The sequence below is a fragment of the Oceanospirillum sp. genome, assembly GCF_048265165.1.
Taxonomy (GTDB): domain Bacteria; phylum Pseudomonadota; class Gammaproteobacteria; order Pseudomonadales; family Halomonadaceae; genus Oceanospirillum.
Genome location: NZ_JBLXCD010000006.1, coordinates 99,509 through 116,659 on the forward strand (window position 1 = coordinate 99,509; position 17,151 = coordinate 116,659).

15 protein-coding genes are annotated in these 17,151 nt (G+C 48.6%); 10 read left to right on the forward strand and 5 right to left on the reverse strand.

Annotated features, from left to right (window positions below; genetic code table 11):
- Nucleotides 1-78: 78 nt before the first annotated feature.
- Both ACN0R8_RS12450 and ACN0R8_RS12455 read left to right on the forward strand, forming a co-directional pair.
- The gene (locus ACN0R8_RS12450; RefSeq protein WP_417597871.1) at nt 79-1,074 is read left to right on the forward strand and encodes a formimidoylglutamase; all 996 of its coding nucleotides are present in this window, start codon (nt 79-81) and stop codon (nt 1,072-1,074) included.
- 61 nt (nt 1,075-1,135) lie between these two features.
- Nucleotides 1,136-1,351 carry an RNA-binding S4 domain-containing protein gene (locus ACN0R8_RS12455; protein ID WP_417597873.1) on the forward strand — a complete coding sequence of 72 codons (216 nt, stop codon included), beginning with the start codon at nt 1,136-1,138 and terminating at the stop codon, nt 1,349-1,351.
- A gap of 117 nt (nt 1,352-1,468) precedes the next feature.
- Here ACN0R8_RS12455 and ACN0R8_RS12460 read toward each other — a convergent pair whose 3' ends face one another.
- Nucleotides 1,469-2,242 (reverse strand): ferredoxin--NADP reductase, encoded by a 774-nt coding sequence (locus ACN0R8_RS12460; RefSeq protein WP_417597874.1) that lies wholly within the window; start codon nt 2,240-2,242, stop codon nt 1,469-1,471.
- Nucleotides 2,243-2,410: 168 nt separating this feature from the next.
- Here ACN0R8_RS12460 and ACN0R8_RS12465 point away from each other — a divergent pair, with 168 nt between their 5' ends.
- Nucleotides 2,411-3,313, forward strand: a complete 903-nt coding sequence (locus tag ACN0R8_RS12465; protein ID WP_417597876.1) for a LysR family transcriptional regulator — start codon at nt 2,411-2,413, stop codon at nt 3,311-3,313.
- A gap of 116 nt (nt 3,314-3,429) precedes the next feature.
- On the forward strand, nt 3,430-4,302 hold the full coding sequence (locus tag ACN0R8_RS12470; protein ID WP_417597878.1) for a peptidoglycan DD-metalloendopeptidase family protein: 873 nt from the start codon (nt 3,430-3,432) through the stop codon (nt 4,300-4,302).
- A gap of 36 nt (nt 4,303-4,338) precedes the next feature.
- Here the strand turns inward: ACN0R8_RS12470 and ACN0R8_RS12475 are convergent, their stop codons facing one another.
- The 3 genes from ACN0R8_RS12475 to ACN0R8_RS12485 form a co-directional block, all read right to left on the reverse strand.
- Complete coding sequence (locus ACN0R8_RS12475) at nt 4,339-5,634, reverse strand: TIGR03862 family flavoprotein (RefSeq protein ID WP_417597880.1); 1,296 nt, start codon at nt 5,632-5,634, stop codon at nt 4,339-4,341.
- Nucleotides 5,635-5,797: 163 nt separating this feature from the next.
- Nucleotides 5,798-7,009 (reverse strand): ammonium transporter, encoded by a 1,212-nt coding sequence (locus ACN0R8_RS12480; RefSeq protein WP_417597882.1) that lies wholly within the window; start codon nt 7,007-7,009, stop codon nt 5,798-5,800.
- Nucleotides 7,010-7,451: 442 nt separating this feature from the next.
- Nucleotides 7,452-7,820: a DUF3135 domain-containing protein gene (locus ACN0R8_RS12485; protein ID WP_417597884.1), complete on the reverse strand. Its 369-nt coding sequence runs from the start codon at nt 7,818-7,820 to the stop codon at nt 7,452-7,454.
- 467 nt (nt 7,821-8,287) lie between these two features.
- Between ACN0R8_RS12485 and ACN0R8_RS12490 the strand changes: the two genes are divergently transcribed.
- From ACN0R8_RS12490 to ACN0R8_RS12510, 5 genes are all read left to right on the forward strand, one after another.
- The gene (locus tag ACN0R8_RS12490; RefSeq protein ID WP_417597886.1) at nt 8,288-9,403 is read left to right on the forward strand and encodes a branched-chain amino acid ABC transporter substrate-binding protein; all 1,116 of its coding nucleotides are present in this window, start codon (nt 8,288-8,290) and stop codon (nt 9,401-9,403) included.
- A gap of 115 nt (nt 9,404-9,518) precedes the next feature.
- Nucleotides 9,519-10,445: a high-affinity branched-chain amino acid ABC transporter permease LivH gene (gene livH, locus ACN0R8_RS12495; RefSeq protein ID WP_077242475.1), complete on the forward strand. Its 927-nt coding sequence runs from the start codon at nt 9,519-9,521 to the stop codon at nt 10,443-10,445.
- Nucleotides 10,445-11,698, forward strand: a complete 1,254-nt coding sequence (locus ACN0R8_RS12500; RefSeq protein WP_077242474.1) for a high-affinity branched-chain amino acid ABC transporter permease LivM — start codon at nt 10,445-10,447, stop codon at nt 11,696-11,698. The genes livH and ACN0R8_RS12500 overlap by 1 nt, the downstream gene beginning before the upstream one ends.
- Nucleotides 11,691-12,458, forward strand: coding sequence for a high-affinity branched-chain amino acid ABC transporter ATP-binding protein LivG (gene livG, locus ACN0R8_RS12505; RefSeq protein ID WP_417597890.1), 768 nt, complete (start codon nt 11,691-11,693; stop codon nt 12,456-12,458). Before ACN0R8_RS12500 ends, livG begins: the two co-directional genes overlap by 8 nt.
- On the forward strand, nt 12,458-13,156 hold the full coding sequence (locus tag ACN0R8_RS12510) for an ABC transporter ATP-binding protein (protein ID WP_417597892.1): 699 nt from the start codon (nt 12,458-12,460) through the stop codon (nt 13,154-13,156). The genes livG and ACN0R8_RS12510 overlap by 1 nt, the downstream gene beginning before the upstream one ends.
- Before the next feature lie 258 nt (nt 13,157-13,414).
- On the opposite strand, the gene ACN0R8_RS12515 is transcribed toward ACN0R8_RS12510, so the two are convergent.
- The gene (locus ACN0R8_RS12515; RefSeq protein WP_417597894.1) at nt 13,415-15,574 is read right to left on the reverse strand and encodes a methyl-accepting chemotaxis protein; all 2,160 of its coding nucleotides are present in this window, start codon (nt 15,572-15,574) and stop codon (nt 13,415-13,417) included.
- 619 nt (nt 15,575-16,193) lie between these two features.
- On the opposite strand from ACN0R8_RS12515, the gene ACN0R8_RS12520 reads away from it, so the two are divergent.
- Nucleotides 16,194-17,129 (forward strand): DUF808 domain-containing protein, encoded by a 936-nt coding sequence (locus tag ACN0R8_RS12520; protein WP_417597896.1) that lies wholly within the window; start codon nt 16,194-16,196, stop codon nt 17,127-17,129.
- Nucleotides 17,130-17,151: the final 22 nt, after the last annotated feature.

A 17,151-nucleotide genomic window follows, 5' to 3' on the forward strand; every position in this document is an offset into this window, starting at 1 on the left:
CTAAAGTGTTAACAGGCTAAGGTGTCATATCTGTTGAACTAAGGCCTGATCAGCAATGTGTATCTTAGGGAGGTTGGGATGACATATAAAAAAACGGATATGACTCTTTGGAAGAGAAAGCGCCTTAAAGATCAGGCTTCCTTTGATATTGATCCGTTCTGGAGTGGTCGTATAAAAGCACTGGAGGATTACTCGTCAGAGTGTTTCCGGAAAAACGGAGAACTTGCACCGATGGCATTGATCGGTTTTGCCACCGATGAAGGGGTAAAGCGCAGTGCCGGTCGGTCAGGGGCGGCTCATGGCCCTCTGGTGATTCGTCGGGCACTGGCAAACCTTGCCTGGCATCAGCAGCGTGATATCTATGATGCCGGAGATATATGGTGTGAAGAGGAGCAACTGATTATCGCTCAGAGCCAGCTGGCAGGTCATGTGGCCCGTTTGCTTGATATAGGATTAACACCGATCATTCTCGGGGGTGGGCTTGAGGTTAGTTGGGGCAGTTATCAGGGGGCGTCACGCCACGCCTTTGCTGGTCCGTCGGATGTTGCCATTGGTATTGTCAGCCTAGGTGCACGGCTGGCTATGTCCGAGGCTGACCCTCAGCCGAATGCGCAGTCTGTTTTTTTGCAGATCGCACAGTACTGCAAAGAACGTAATCTTGATTTTCCCTGCTATTGTTTAGGATTGGATGAACAGGTAACCTCCGCCGAAGAGTTTGACCGTGCGGAAGCCTATGGCGTGCACTGGCGTTTGCAGCAGAAGTGTGGTGAAGCATTCTTTCCGGAAATTGAACAGGAAATCCGGTGCTTTCTTGCCAGTCTGGATTATCTTTATCTGTCGGTGAGCCTTGATCTTTTTTCCATTGCCGCCGCCCCGGGTGTGAGTGCTCCTTCTGTCTTTGGTCTCGATGCTCGGGTTGGTATGGGGTTGTTAAGGCTGATATTACATGAGGCTCAACGGGCAGAAGTTCCTTTGCTTCTGGTTGATATAGCGGAGTGCAATCCTCTGGAAGACCCGGATGGCCGAACAGCTCGCCTTGCTGCTGGTCTGGTTTATGAGATAGCCAAGGTCTGATGGCGTTGATTGGGGCCATCAGCAAAATATTGTGCGCTTTTGCGCTCTAGTTGAGGTAGTGATGATAGATGTCATTATCAACCGGGAACCGGTTGAACTGTACAAGATCTTAAAATTTGAAAACCTGGTAAGCAGCGGTGGTGAAGCCAAACAGGCTATTGAGCAGGGACGTGTTCAGGTAAATGGTGAAACAGATACTCGTAAAAGGCGTAAAATTGTTGCCGGTGATCGTATCGTTTTTGAACAGCAGATCCTTAATGTTACCCTGGCGGAGTAGACTGGGAGCAGGGGTATTAGCTTTAAAGGCGCTATAAAGCAAAACAGCACCGTGAAGTAAAAAGTTCACGGTGCTGTTTTTTTAAATACGATGGCTTATACCGATTGGAGTGTTATTTTAGCTCTCAACAAAAGCCCGCTCGATAACATAATGGCCTGCTGAGCTGTTTTTGGCTTCGGTAAAGCCCTGTTCCTGAAGGATCTCAACCGTCTCTTTAAGCATTGATGGCCCACCGCAGATCATAAAGCGATCCTTATCCAGATCAAAAGCTGGTAGATTCAGGTCGGTGAACAGTTTTCCACTGCGCATCAGGTCAGTGAGCCGTCCTTCATTTTTATAAGCTTCGCGTGTCACCGTCGGATAGTAAACCAGCTTTTCCCGTATCAGATCTCCAAAATATTCATGCTCCGGCAGTTCTTTTGTAATCAGATCCTGATAAGCCAGTTCAGAGGTGTAGCGAACACCGTGAGTCAGAATAATTTTATCATACTGTTCGTAGATCTCAGGATCCCGGATGATACTCAAAAAGGGTGCCAGTCCGGTGCCGGTGCTGATCAGGTAGAGGTTCTTACCAGGTAACAGATGGTCGTTGATAAGAGTGCCTGTGGGCTTGCTACTAACAACCAGCTGATCGCCGGGCTGAATGCTTTGCAGGCGCGATGTTAAAGGCCCATCCGGCACCTTGATGCTGAAAAATTCCAGATGATCCTCATAGTTTGCACTGGCGATACTATAGGCCCGCATCAGAGGACGACCCTCAACCTCAAGGCCTATCATGATAAAGTGGCCATTTTTAAAGCGCAGGCTTGAGGCTCGGCTGGTCTTAAAGCTGAATAGGTTATTATCCCAGTGATGAACACTGAGGACTTCCTCTTTAATAAATGCAGACATTTGATTCTCCGGCAATCGCTTTCGATAGCATCAGGTAATTTATACAGAGTTTACTTCTTGCCTGATCTATCGGATAAACAGTTAATATTGATTTTGGTAATCAATTTTATTAATAATGGACGCGGCTTAGGGGTTTATTGATTTAATATTCCAAAAAAGGAGAACAGGGTGCGGTATAGCCTACGGCAGCTGGAGGTCTTTCTGGCGGCAGCACATTTTGAAAATATAACCAAAGCTGCCCAGAATCTTTCAATGTCACAGTCTGCGGCCAGTAGTGCTCTGAAAGAGCTTGAGCAGCAGTTTGATATTCAATTATTTGACCGGGTTGGTAAGCGTTTGCAGCTGAATGAACTGGGGCGTTTGTTGCGGCCTCGGGCTGCATCTCTGCTGGCGCAGGCTCAGGAGTTAGAAGTTGCTCTGCAGCAGCATCAGCAGCCAGGGAACCTTAAGGTGGGAGCAACCCTGAGTATCGGTAACTATCTAGCAGTTAATCTGATGGCGCAGTACATGGCATCTCAGCCGGATGCTAAGGTGACCCTTGATGTCGAGAATACCGCTGCAATCGCACGTAAGGTTGTCAATTTTGAGCTGGATGTAGGATTAGTGGAGGGCGAGATTCAACACCCTGAGCTGGAGGTGATTCCCTGGCGGGAAGATGAGCTGGTGGTTTTTGCATCCTGTAACCATCCCCTCGCAGCAGCCGGCAAGGTGCTTGATGATCAGGCTTTGAAATCGGCTAACTGGATTCTGCGTGAGACCGGCTCAGGTACACGGCAGACCTTTGACCGGATTATGAGTGGTATTTTGCCGGAACTTAATGTGTTGCTGGAGCTTCAGCATACCGAAGCCATTAAACGGGCCGTTGAAGCGGGTATGGGATTGGGTTGTTTGTCCAGGGTTACACTTCAAGATGCTTTCAACCGGGGAGCCCTGGTTCCTTTGGCGATACCACACAGGGATACTCGGCGTCTGTTCTACTTTATTCTGCATAAACAGAAATACCGAAGTGCCGGCGTCAGCCGTTGGCTGCAGTTGTGTCGGGAGGCTTCTGATGCCGACGCCCCTGCATAGCACCGGCATCGGTTGTCTTGACACCTTTTCTGTCTAGGGCAAACTATTGTGGCTACGGTCTTTATCCCGGCCCATGCTTTGCCTAGGTTTATATTTCGCTTTCAGGGAGTTTTTCTGTGTCTTTATCATCTTCAGGGTTTTATCTTTTCGCTTCTCGTTATCGGTTGCTAATTCCGGCTGTGATCATTGTGTTTAGCCTGCTTTTTTCCAGTGGCGCACACGCCGGATTTATTCCGGAGGACTCCCGGGTTCCGGGAGGGGTTGCGGTTATTAAGTTGCCTCAGAAAGGTGATGCACCGCCCCATGTTTTTTTCCAGAAAAAAAGGGTCTTTACCGCAAAAAAAGATGATACCTGGTATGCCTGGGTTGGCCTGCCGCTTTCCCTGAAAGCAGGTCAGTATCAGGCATTTTGGCGAACAAAGGATGGCGACAAACCGTTGGACTTTAAAGTAACGGATAAAAAATATCAGGAACAGCGCCTGACGGTGAAAAATAAGCATGTCAATCTGAGCACTGAGCAGCTGCAACGTGTTTGGCGTGAAACACCGGAGATTCGGGGGGCGATGGATACCTTTAAACCTGTCATTCACCCTTTGCCTGATGTCCTGGTGCAGCCAACAGAAGGGAGGATAAGCAGCTCCTTTGGTCTGCGACGGGTCTTTAATGGTAAGCCCCGCAAGCCCCACAGTGGCATGGATATCGCTGCGTCCACGGGAACGCCAGTTCTATCAGCGCTTAATGGTAAGGTGGCGGCGATCGGTGATTATTATTTTAATGGTAAGACGGTGATTGTTGACCATGGGCAAGGCTTGACAACACTTTACTGCCACCTGTCTGAGACAGAGGCATTGAAAGTCGGTGATACCGTTTCGGCGGGTGATAAGCTGGGTGAGGTGGGCGCAACAGGTCGTGTAACCGGCCCGCACCTGCACTGGACTGTAACACTCAATGGGGCGCGTGTGGATCCGGCGCTGTTTCTGGAACAATAGTGCTTTTGGCATTAAGGGAAGCCGGAGTGTTCTGAACTAAACGCTACTCCGAATAAACTCAACCATTCCCTGACCTGCCTGGTGGCCTGTGGCAAGGCATGCTGTCAGCAGGTAACCACCGGTTGGGGCATCCCAGTCCAGCATCTCTCCTGCAAAAAATAACCCCGGTATTTCTGTTGCCATCAGCTGATGGTTCAGCTGAGAGAATCTGACACCGCCTGCAGTACTGATCGCCCTGTCTATCGGCTGAGTTTCTGTTAGTGGCAGCAGCAGGTTCTTGATGGCTGCTGCCAATTGAGGGATATCCTGAAAGGTTTGTTTATCGGTTAACTGCCTGAGTAGCGCCTGTTTAGCGGGACTCAGTTTCAGCTGTTTCAGGCAGTGGCTGATGGAGCGCTTTCCCCGGTTGTGCAGCGCTTTTTCGATCTCATCCCGGGAGCGTGCAGGGAGCAGGTCGATAAACAGTGTTGCCTGACCGTTCTGAATGATCTGATCCCTCAGGCAGGCACTGACGCCATAGACTAATCCGCCTTCAATACCCTTTCTGCTGACCATAAGGTCACCACTTTTTATGATAGTGTCGTCATTAGAGTTGACCGCAGAGAGAGTAACGCCCTTCAGAGGCGTTCCGGCAAATTCGTCTGCAAAGCTTGCTGGCCAGCGCACCTGAAAACCACAGTTACTGGGGCGAAGTTCGGCTAACTCAAGCCCTTGATCAGAGAGCTGCTCCTGCCAGAGACCGTCGCTGCCAAGTTTTTTCCAGCTGCCACCCCCGAGAGAGAGTAAGCAGGCTTTGCCCGTGACCTGAACTTTACCTGCGGGAGTAGTGAATATGAGTTGCTCTTCCTGCCAGCCTTGCCAGTAGAAGCGGGTATGGAGTTTTAACCCGAGGTTTTTTAGTTTCTGCAGCCAGCTGCGAAGCAGAGGTGCAGCTTTCATTCCCGTTGGAAAAATCCGGCCGGATGAGCCGATAAAGGTTTCGACTCCCATCGACTCAACCCAGTGTTTTACCTGGCGGTTATCAAAGTGTCTGACCGACTCAAGCAGGTGAGTGTGGGCTGGCTGTGCTGAAGCTGTGCTGTAGCGGGTCAGAAACTGTTCTGTTGCTTCCGCATGGCTGATGTTCATACCGCTTTTACCGGCATAAAGAAACTTGCGGGCAACAGTAGGCATCGCTTCAAAGAGGTCAACCGGAATACCCTGTTCCAGCAGAACCTGAGCCGCCATCAATCCCGCCGGGCCAGCACCAATAATGATGGCTCCTTCAGCTTTTAAACTTGTTTGGGCGAGGGGGATCTGAGTCGAGTCAGATGCGTTAGATTCTGAAGGCATGAGTATCTCTGAGGTATCAATAAGAGGCAGGCAGAGGATTTTAATGAATCGTTAGCGTGTTGTCCTGCATAATCATGGCAAAACGGGCTAGCTTAAATAAAACACCCGGCAATGGAAGCCGGGTGCTCAGAGAGTGGTAACAGAATGGTGGGCTTAGCAGGGCTCAGTCATCACTGGTTGCACCAATTTTGTGAATACTGAGATCAGCACCGTTAAACTCTTCTTCTTCATCCAGGCGGATATTAGCTATTTTGTGTACCAGCCCATAAACGATCAAGCCGCCAAGAACGGCGATAACGACGCCTGCTAGTGTGCCGATTAGTTGTGAGGCCAGGGTCACGCCACCGAGTCCCCCCAGTGCTTCCAGACCAAATATTCCAGCGGCGATACCGCCCCAGACTCCGCAAAGCCCGTGTAAAGGCCAGACACCTAATACATCATCCAGGCGTGGCCATTTGTTTTGCGCCAAGGTGAACATTACAACGAAAAGAGCACCGGCAATACTTCCGGTAATCAATGCCCCCATAGGGTGCATAATATCGGAGCCAGCACAAACGGCTACCAGTCCTGCCAAAGGCCCGTTATGGATGAAGCCTGGGTCATTTTTACCCAGAAACATTGAGGCTATAATGCCGCCGACCATCGCCATCAGGGAGTTAACGGCAACCAGGCCGCTGATACCGTCAAGAGTTTGTGCCGACATAACATTAAACCCAAACCAGCCAACAGTCAGAATCCAGGAACCTAAGGCAAGAAAAGGGATATTCGACGGTGCGAAAGCAACCACTTTACCATTACGGTAGCGGCCGGCACGGGCACCCAGAACCAAAATAGCTGCCAGCGCGATCCAGCCACCGACCCCATGAACGACTACAGAACCGGCGAAATCATGGAAAGGCGCACCAAATTGGTTTGTCAGCCAATCCTGAAAACCGTAGTTTCCGTTCCAGATGATACCTTCGAACATAGGGTAAACGAGTCCGACAATCAGAGCCGAAGCCATTAGCATAGGGTAGAAACGTGCCCGTTCAGCAACACCCCCTGAGATAATTGCGGGAATTGCTGCGGCAAAGGTCAGCAGGAAGAAGAATTTCACCAGAGCATAACCATTGGCCTCCGCTAGAACTTCAGCGCTGCTGAAGAAGGTGATGTCATAGGCGATCCAATAGCCAATAAAGAAGTAAGCTAACGTTGAAAAACCAAAGTCAGTCATAATTTTAACTAATGCATTCACCTGGTTCTTTTTGCGCACAGTACCCACTTCAAGAAAGGCAAAACCGGCATGCATTGCGAGAACCAGAATGGCTCCTATAAGAATAAAGAGCGTATTGGCTCCCTGCATCAGTGTTTCAACTGCACTGTTTATTGTGTCCACAGAAATGGTCTCCACAGGCTTCCCCTTGTATTTTTTATATGCCCTGTATTAGGGCGTTTTTGAGTCTGTGCCGCACAAGCTTTGCGCACGGGTGGTGCGCCAATAAGTGGAGTGATATCGCAAATAAAATAATCTTTTGGTGCCCGATGTTATAACTTAATGATTTTTATCACTTTTTTATTGCATCGTAGCGGTGCGTATATGCACTAACTCAAGGCGCTTATAGCCTTAAAAGCAGGATATATGCCAGTAAATAGGATGGAAGTCGCTTTTAATAGAATGCGGGAATACCTGTTCTCGCTGATGGTTGTTTATTCTTTGTATTAGTGGTTTTTTTAGTGATATTAACTGGATGTAGTGATTATTCATGAGACTGGATTGAACTCGCGGTTATCACCCGGAAAGGTTGGGTATCGGCTCAGTTACTTAGAGTGCTTGTCAGTTACTTATTTGCTGGTCTGAAAGGCAAAACGTTATCCGCTTGTTCAGGTTTAGGTCTTTCTGTGCGGTTTACCAGGTACAGGGGTTGCGACTTCAGCAGGCCCAGCTTTTCTCGCATCTGACCACAGGACGCTTGCATAAGAGCCGCAATACGAATGCAGCTTTGCAGAGGGGTTTTGCTACGTCGGCGCTCCATATTTACTCTAAATACAATGCCCTTAAGCTTATTACGGGCTCTTGGTGATGCGTTCTGAATAATCTCCTCGCTTAGGGTGTTACGCATTGTTTCCAGTTGCTCAGGGTTGTTTTGGGCCAGATCCATTAGCACATCAAATGACGGTAATTGAGTGACCGGTAATTGAGTAACCATAGCTCACCTCTGATCTTGAGTGTCTGGTTAAAACTTAGTTCACAACTCGGCTTTGTGCGTAAAAAATGACCAGATTTTTTACTGTTAAGTACCTGAATTTAAAAAAAATGCACTACAAAAAAGTTTTGTAAATAAAGTGTTACAAACGGAGCTAAATACCTGGTTTTATTCTTCATCTAGTTGATTTAGCCATTTTTACATGTAAATCACGATTTATCTTCTTGGTATTTTGTTTTTAGCCAGTTTTATTTTTTGTCGGAAATGGCTTGTAAATGAAATTTGTACCGATACAAACTAGACAAAAGTCAGAATTTGAGTGAATAATCCTTAGTCGAAGGTCTGGTGTTCTGTTGAATCAATGGTGGAATGTGAGTCATTTTTTCTCAGATATCAGAATAATCAGCTGAGACGAGATCCCTGTTAATTCAGCTGAAATCGAATTATCAATAATAAAATGGGAAATAATAATGAAGAGCATGGTGAAAAAAACTCTTATTGGAATGGGTGTCTCCGCCGCATTGATGGGCGCTTCTCTAGCTCAGGCTGAGATCAAGATTGCCCTTGCAGGCCCTGTTTCCGGTCCTGTTGCGCAGTATGGTGATATGCAGTTTATCGGCGCTGAAATGGCGATCGAGCAGATCAACAAAAACGGTGGCGTAAACGGTGAGAAACTGGTTGGTGTTAAATACGATGATGCTTGTGACCCTAAACAAGCGGTAGCGGTAGCTAACAAAATCGTAAATGACGGCATCAGCTATGTTGTTGGTCACCTTTGTTCAAGCTCAACGCAGCCTGCGTCTGATATCTATGAAGATGAAGGTATCGTAATGGTGACGGCGGCTTCTACCAACCCGGATATTACACTGCAGGGTTATGAGCTGATCTTCCGCACCATCGGGCTGGACAGCCTGCAGGGTCCTGTTGCTGGCCGCTTTGTTGCAGAAAGTGTAAAACCTAAGCGTATGGCTGTTATTCATGATAAACAGCAGTACGGTGAAGGTATTGCAACAGCTGTTAAGAACACCGTTGAAGAAGCGGGTGTTGATGTTGTGATGTTTGAAGGTATCACCGCTGGTGATAAAGACTTCTCTGCACTGGTTGCTAAGCTGAAACGCAACAATGTTGACTTTGTCTACTACGGTGGTTACCACCCTGAGCTGGGTCTGATTTTGCGTCAGTCTGCTGAGCTGGGTCTTGATGTGAAATTTATGGGCCCTGAAGGTGTCGGTAACAAAGACATCTCTGCTATCGCTGGCGAAGCTTCTGAAGGTCTGCTGGTTACCCTGCCACCAAGCTTTGAACTGGATCCTAAGAACCAAGGTCTGGTCAGTGCGTTTGAAAAGAAAGGACAGGATCCTTCCGGCCCATTCGTAATGCCTGCTTACGCAGCGGTTCAGGTTATGGCTGACAGTATGAATGCAACCGGCAGCAGCGATCCTTACGAAGTTGCAGAGCACATGCATAAAGCTTCATTTTCCACGCCGATCGGTGATGTTAAGTTTGATGAGAAGGGTGATCTGACCTCATTCAACTTCGTTGTTTATAACTGGCACGCTGATGGCACTAAATCCCCTGCCAAATAAGTCTTCATAATAATATTGAAACGAACAGTTCACTTACAAAGTACACTGTGAACGTTCCCCCGGAGCCCGCCAAAAGCAGGCTTCGGGTTTAGCGTTGCTCTCAAGGTGTCAACCAATGTCCGAGTCTATTTTTTATTTTCTTCAGCAGATTGCTAATGGTCTGACCATAGGTAGTACCTATGCGCTGATCGCCATCGGCTACACGATGGTTTATGGCATCATCGGCATGATCAACTTCGCGCATGGCGAAGTCTATATGATCGGTACGTATGTCGCGTTTATCGCCCTGGCGGGTTTAAGTATGCTGGGTATTGATAATCCTTTCCTGCTTATCGCCATGGCGCTGGCGGTGAGTATTCTGGTAGCCAGTGCTTACGGCTTTTCCATTGAACGGGTTGCATACAGACCGTTGCGTGGTAGTAAACGTCTGATCGCACTGATTTCTGCTATCGGTATGTCTATTTTTCTTCAGAACTATATTCGTCTGGCTCAGGGCTCCCGTGATATTGCGATGCCAAGTATGATTCAGGGTGGCTTCCTGTTTGGCGACCCCTCTGGCAGCCATATTATGATCTCCTACATGCAGGTGATCATTATGGTGACGACTGTTCTGTGTATGATTGGTCTGACTCTATTTATTACCCGCTCCCGTATGGGGCGTGCCTGTCGCGCTTGCGCGCAGGATATCGGCATGACCAACCTGCTGGGTATTAATTCGAATAATGTTATCGCAGTAACCTTTGTTATCGGTGCAGCACTTGCGGCGGTTGCGGGTATGTTACTGGGACTTTACTACGGTGTTGTGAACCCCTATATCGGCTTTATCGCCGGACTTAAAGCCTTTACGGCAGCTGTATTAGGCGGTATCGGTAGTATTCCGGGCGCGATGCTGGGCGGCCTGATTCTGGGTATTTCCGAGAGTCTGACAGCTGGTTATCTGACCGCAGAATACAAAGATGTTGTTGCTTTCTCTCTGTTGGTTCTGATTCTGCTGTTTATGCCGCAGGGTATTCTGGGTAAACCTGAGGTGGAGAAAATCTAATGTCTCGCGTGACTTCTGCATTTGTAGCCGCCCTGATTACTCTGGTGCTGGGTGGCTTCCTGCTGGGGATGTCTCTGACCTCAGAAGGTATCAATCTGGTTGTTGAAGCGTCTTCAACCGGCAAAATTACATTCCTGTTTGTGGGTGTTGTACTGGTCTTTCTGCTGCAGCTTTTTCGGGAGCAGGTTGGTCGTTTTACTACCAAAATGCGCAGTGATGAGCGTATGGAGCTTCCTGGCTTTTTACGTACGCCTCAGCAGCAACGTGTCTGGACGATGTTTGTGATCATCGGCCTGCTGATCTTTCCTTTCCTGAGTTCCCGTGGAGCGGTGGATATCGCTACTCTGACTCTGATCTATGTGATGCTGGGTCTGGGGTTAAACGTGGTGGTCGGTCTGGCAGGTCTGCTGGATCTGGGTTATGTTGGCTTTTACGCTGTGGGTGCATACACCTACGCATTGCTGAACATGTACTTCGGTGTTTCTTTCTGGGTTGCACTGCCAATTGCCGGTGGTCTGGCTGCTCTGTTCGGCTTTCTGCTGGGCTTCCCTGTGCTGCGTTTGCGCGGAGACTATCTGGCGATTGTGACGTTGGGTTTTGGTGAGATCATCCGTATTTTGCTGAATAACTGGACAGAGCTTACGGGCGGCCCGAACGGTATCGCGCGTATTCCTAAACCGACGTTGTTTGGTCTGGAGTTCAGTCGTCGTCCGTCAGAAGAAGGTGCAACCACCTTCCATGAGTTCTTTGGTATCGGCTACAGCAGTGAATACAAAGTGATGTTCCTGTACCTGATGGCACTGGTTCTGGTTCTGATCACCGTTTATGTGATTCGTCGCCTGATTCGTATGCCGATTGGCCGCGCCTGGGAGGCCCTGCGTGAAGATGATATCGCCTGCCGTTCTTTGGGGTTGAACCCAACGTCAATTAAGTTGGGCGCGTTTACCATTGGTGCATCTTTTGCGGGTTTTGCCGGTTCTTTCTTTGCGGCACGACAGGGCTTTATCAGTCCGGAATCCTTCACCTTTATCGAGTCAGCCATCATTCTTGCTATCGTTGTGCTCGGTGGTATGGGCTCGCAGCTGGGTGTGATTTTGGCGGCTATTGCTATGACCGTTCTGCCTGAGCTGGCCCGCGAGTTTGATGAATACCGTATGCTGCTGTTTGGTCTGATGATGGTACTTATGATGATCTGGCGACCACAGGGTCTGCTGCCGATGAAACGTCCGCATTTGGAGCTGAAACGTGACTAATAATCTGTTAACAGTAAAAGATTTGACGATGCGCTTTGGTGGCCTGCTGGCAGTAAACGGCGTCGATCTTGAAGTAAAAGAAAAGCAAATTGTCTCTGTTATCGGTCCGAATGGTGCCGGTAAAACCACAGTTTTCAACTGTGTGAGTGGCTTTTATATTCCAACCGCAGGCTCTGTTATCTTTCAGGGCAAAGAGCTGCGGGGCAAGCCTGGCCACCTGATCGCCCGGGAGGGAATGGTACGTACTTTCCAGAACGTACGTCTGTTTAAAGAGATGACCGTGATCGAGAACCTTTTGGTTGCTCAGCATATGCATGCCGAGCATAGCCTTCTGAAAGGTTTCTTTATGACGCCAGGCTTTAAAAAGAGCGAACAGGAGCTGATGGATCGTGCCGCCCACTGGCTGGAGCGTGTCGGCCTTCTGGATTTCGCTAATCGTGAAGCCGGAAACCTGGCCTATGGTCAGCAGCGTCGTTTGGAAATCGCCCGTTGCATGGTAACCGAGCCAAAATTACTGATGCTGGATGAACCCGCAGCAGGTTTGAACCCGAACGAAACCAAAGCACTGGATGAGCTGATTGTCCAGCTGCGGGATGAGCAGGGTATCTCTATTCTTCTGATTGAGCACGATATGGGACTGGTCATGGGTATCTCTGACCAGATCTACGTGGTGAATCAGGGTGAACCACTGGCAGCGGGTACACCTGCTGAAATTCAGGGTAACCCTGAGGTAATCAAAGCTTATCTGGGAGAAGAGTAATGCTGAGACTTGATAATGTTCATACGCACTACGGCCCCATTGAGGCTCTGCAAGGCGTATCCCTGAATGTTGAGAAGGGTGAGATTGTCACCCTGATCGGTGCTAATGGTGCAGGTAAAACCACCTTGCTAATGACTGCCTGTGGTGATCCTCGTGCATCATCCGGCACGGTGACCTGGAAAGGCGAAGATATCACCCAGAAGGCAACTTCTGAGATTATGCGTACCGGTCTTGCTGTCGTGCCTGAAGGCCGTCGTGTTTTCTCCGGTATGACCGTTGAAGAAAACCTCGCCATGGGTGGTTTCTTTAACTATACCAATTACGAGGAACGCCTGGCTCACGTACTGGAACTGTTCCCGCGTTTGAAAGAGCGTTACAGCCAGCGTGCCGGCACCATGTCCGGTGGTGAGCAGCAGATGTTGGCTATTGGCCGTGCCATGATGAGTAATCCTGAGTTGCTGATTCTGGATGAACCCTCACTGGGTCTGGCACCAATCATCATTAACCAGATCTTCGATATCATCGATCAGCTGCGCAGCGAAGGCACCACCATCTTCCTGGTGGAGCAGAACGCAAACCAGGCGCTGAAGCTGGCCGACCGGGGTTACGTGATTGAGCATGGCAAGATCGTACTGGAAGATACCGGTGATAACCTGCTGGTGAACGAAGACGTACGTAAGGCTTATCTGGGTGGCTGATCAGTTTGACGCCTAGTGTTTTAGTCTAAAAAGCCCCCGATGTAGATACCTGCATTGGGGGCTTTCAGTTAGTATTGCTCCAAACTTTGACCTTATAGTAAGGCGGTGTGCAGGATGCGGCTGGGCGGCTAAACGAGAGCTTCTCGTTCTACTCAAACACACGGTCAGCAGTGCTGACCGTTGTTTCATTCTACTCGGAAAGAAATACGGGACACCCATATTTTAACCCACTAAAACCAGTAGCCTGATCTGTACGGTTTACCTATCTGCACTAACGGTGAAGCGTCCAACCAGTTGCTGCAGGGTCTGGGTGGAGTGTTTCACATGATGGGCGCTGTCTTGTAATTCATCCATAACCTGGCTCATTTCGCTGGATGCGACTTCAACCTGTCTGATGGATGAGCCGTAAAAATGACTACGTTCATGCAGCTGCGTAATGATGCCAAACATTTGGCTAACGGCCTGGTGAAGCTCTGTGTTTTCAGTGCTGGCAGATTCAGCATCTTTAAGACGCTGATCCACTTCTTTTACACCTTCTTCCATAAAGTTTACAGCGGCACGTGTTTCATCCTGTAGGCTGGATACAGTAGCCTGAATTTCCGATGCGGCTTCAGCAGTGCGGCTGGCCAGTGAACGAACTTCATCCGCAACCACGGCAAATCCGCGGCCAGCTTCTCCCGCACGAGCGGCTTCAATGGCCGCATTTAGCGCCAGCAGGTTCGTCTGGCTGGTGATATCAGTAATCATAGAGACAATATCACCGATCTCTTTCATCCGGCTATCAAGCTTCTGTACCCGCGCCCCAGTGGTATCAACCACCTTACGAATGCTTAACGTGCCTGTACGTGCAGCCTCAAACTGTTCGCGGGCACTTTCGACCACCTCATCCATTGCGTTTTTCATGGTTTGTGCGGTTTCTGAGGCTTGATTGATCTCACCCAACTGATCTTCAACCAGGGTCAGCATTTTGCCGACAACCTCATTTACTTCCCGGCTGGTTTGACTGGCCTCCTGGGTACGGGTCAGCATCGTCTCGTTATTGTTTTGTACTGCGCCTGTGGTATGAATTACTTGGCCCATAATGCCGTCCAGACTGTCCATAAAACTGTTAATCCAGCGTCCCATGCTGCCACTTTCATCCTGCGCCATGTTTTCAGTATTCAGCCGCTGTTTCAGATTACCCTCACCTTCTGCAATGGTACGGATGATCTGTGTGGTTTTACGTAAACGTTCTGCAACACGTTTAGGGCCTGTATTAGCAAAAATCCAGGCAGAAACAGCCAGCATTAATCCATTCAACATTAAAGTTGGCAGTAAACCAAAAGGTGAAAAGTGCTGTGACAGAGTGGTGGTTACCATCAGCGCGATGACCGTCAACAGATAGGTCTTCATAAGGCTTACACTGATTGAGCGACGGCGATACACTTCTTCTAAGTCACCTTCACACATCATTCCCCAGCGATCCGGTGAGCCGGGTAATTGAAAAGTGACACCCTTGCCAATGACCGGGATATGGCGGTAATCGGAATAACCTGGGTAGGTAATAAAGAGATTGCTGCCGTTCTTAATGGTTTCTCGTACCCCGGGGTGCAACTCGCCTGTTGCAGGATCGGTAAACCTTAGCTCCAGCTCGGTATGGCTCTTTACGCTCACTGTACCCCACTCGGTGTGAATGCCTTGCTTTAGATTTTCACCATGAGAAAAGGTGCTGTCTTCAAAGCGGGACCGGGATAAAGCCGTACCCGGTTGCACACGGTTATCGAATCCGGCCTTAACCATAAAAATATAATTATCACCAGACTCAGGATAAACGTGACCTGCTTCCCGCTGGATCAGATCACCAATAACATCGTTGGGAACGCGGCCTGCAATACAGCCAATCACTTTACCTTTGTGTACCAACGGCTGATAAAACATCAGGGTAACTGCGTCATGGAAACTGGATGTAGAAGCGCCTAGCTCCAAAGTGACCGGATCTGTATAAGGGCCATGAAGAAATGGTTTTTTTAAACCTTCTTGTAACGCTTGGGTTAATAATTCACCGCTGTGCATCTGACCTATACGTTCTGCATGAGTGGAGGTTAAAAGCTTGCCTTCACCATCAACGATAAAAAGCTCAGAAAAATCACCAACCTGATCTTTTCGTCTGAGTAGTAAGTCCAACCATTGAGAGGAATCCGCCTCCGCACACTGAGCCGCCAGCTCATCTAAATTCTGCCAGTGGCTGGAGGCCCACTGCTGCAAAATCTCGACACGAGTAGAAGCGATACCTTCAAAAATCTGCTCAATCACCGGATACAACTGACGATTCAGGAAGCAAGACCAGCCTAATTGCAATTTACCATTGCTGCCAAAAATGGGCAGCCAGCGTTTTTCTGCTGCAGACAGGTTCATTTTATGGCTGATTAGTTGTTTCATCGGCAATCTCCATCGCACGTGGGTCAAAAAACTTGGAAGTCTTGATAGATATTTTTATTTGATTTGAATCAACACATTAAAATTCATGCAAGAAGTGCACTATGAAAAAATTAATTATTTTAAAACAGTGTGTTACCTATGATTTAGCAAAAAAAAACAGCAGAAACCGCACCGGTATAGTGCGGGCGGTGTATTGATGGAGCACCATAAGTGTGCGTAGAACTTTGCAAGACGATGCCAGTAAAATGCGGTAAAGATGCCAGCAGCGTAAAGATTGCCACCAGGTATAGGGCGTAGCGGTTGCGTTGCCCTAAGTGTTATTTATAACGTGTCGAAAAGTTTAGTGTTTTTGACGCGTTTTTCTCGCAAAAACTGGGCATAGGTTTGCGTTTGGCTGAAGATTATCTAACGGCGATGTATCACGATGAGGCACTAGGCTGTCGTGCGGTAAGGTAGTTCAGAAAGCTACAGGCTATTGTCAGGTAGGGCCAACGGAGTAGGTTAACCGGTTAATATACAAATTATGGATGTCCCTAATTATTCAAATTAATTCGGATTAAATTATGGGTGTCCCAAATTAATTCAAAAGGGTAAACATTCCCGTATTAAGGATAAAGCAATGGCAGGCTCCAGTTTTTTCGCATTAATTGATGATATTGCAACGCTGCTGGATGATGTGGCCAGCATGACTAAAATTGCCGCCCGGAAAACCGCTGGGGTATTGGGGGATGACTTAGCCCTTAATGCAGAGCAGGTTTCCGGGGTTAAGGCAGATAGGGAGCTGCCTGTTATATGGGCAGTGGCTAAAGGCTCTTTGCTGAATAAGATGATTCTGATCCCCGCGGCCCTGGTTATCAGTTATTTTATGCCTTGGCTGATAACACCCTTACTGATGCTTGGTGGGATGTTTCTCTGTTTTGAGGGGTTTGAGAAAGTATTTCACGCCCTGTTCCAGTCAAAAGCGTCAAAAGAGCTCCATCTCAGGACGCTTAAAACAGCCATAGAAAATAGTGAGCTGGATATCCTTGCGTTTGAAAAAGAGAAAATAAAAGGTGCCATAAGAACCGATTTTATCCTATCGGCTGAGATTATCGCGATCACTTTAGGTACCGTGGCTACGGCATCTCTGCTTACTCAGTTGTCTGTACTTATCGGCCTTGCTTTTCTGATTACAGCCGGTGTCTATGGGCTCGTAGCAGGGATCGTGCGTTTGGATGATATGGGGCTTTACCTGCTGCGCAACCCTGATAGTGGCCGCTTTCAGAAAGTGTTAGGCCGGAGCATTCTGACCGCAGCCCCTAAATTGATGCGGGGGCTGTCGGTTATCGGCACCATCGCCATGTTTATGGTTGGTGGAGGTATTCTTGTTCACGGACTGCCTTTTTTACACCATCTGATCGAGCAGGTGACTACGGCATCGGGGCCTCTGTTTATCGGTGGGCTGCCGATTTTGCTGGAGGCGCTGAGCGGCTTGATTGCCGGAGGTCTTGTGTTTGTGGTGGTGGTCATGATCAAGGCTATTATTCCTAATCGAAAAGAGGTTGAGCGGGGCTAGAGGGTATCGTCCCTCCGGTTTC

What these genes read in the sequence shown, in the direction of transcription:
- livH (WP_077242475.1), top strand. Translation starts at nt 9,519, where the DNA reads ATGTCCGAGTCTATTTTTTATTTTCTTCAGCAGATTGCTAATGGTCTG.
- ACN0R8_RS12510 (WP_417597892.1), top strand. Translation starts at nt 12,458, where the DNA reads ATGCTGAGACTTGATAATGTTCATACGCACTACGGCCCCATTGAGGCT.
- ACN0R8_RS12490 (WP_417597886.1), top strand. Translation starts at nt 8,288, where the DNA reads ATGAAGAGCATGGTGAAAAAAACTCTTATTGGAATGGGTGTCTCCGCC.
- ACN0R8_RS12500 (WP_077242474.1), top strand. Translation starts at nt 10,445, where the DNA reads ATGTCTCGCGTGACTTCTGCATTTGTAGCCGCCCTGATTACTCTGGTG.
- ACN0R8_RS12460 (WP_417597874.1), bottom strand. Translation starts at nt 2,242, where the DNA reads ATGTCTGCATTTATTAAAGAGGAAGTCCTCAGTGTTCATCACTGGGAT.
- ACN0R8_RS12520 (WP_417597896.1), top strand. Translation starts at nt 16,194, where the DNA reads ATGGCAGGCTCCAGTTTTTTCGCATTAATTGATGATATTGCAACGCTG.
- ACN0R8_RS12485 (WP_417597884.1), bottom strand. Translation starts at nt 7,820, where the DNA reads ATGGTTACTCAATTACCGGTCACTCAATTACCGTCATTTGATGTGCTA.
- ACN0R8_RS12515 (WP_417597894.1), bottom strand. Translation starts at nt 15,574, where the DNA reads ATGAAACAACTAATCAGCCATAAAATGAACCTGTCTGCAGCAGAAAAA.
- ACN0R8_RS12455 (WP_417597873.1), top strand. Translation starts at nt 1,136, where the DNA reads ATGATAGATGTCATTATCAACCGGGAACCGGTTGAACTGTACAAGATC.
- ACN0R8_RS12450 (WP_417597871.1), top strand. Translation starts at nt 79, where the DNA reads ATGACATATAAAAAAACGGATATGACTCTTTGGAAGAGAAAGCGCCTT.
- ACN0R8_RS12475 (WP_417597880.1), bottom strand. Translation starts at nt 5,634, where the DNA reads ATGCCTTCAGAATCTAACGCATCTGACTCGACTCAGATCCCCCTCGCC.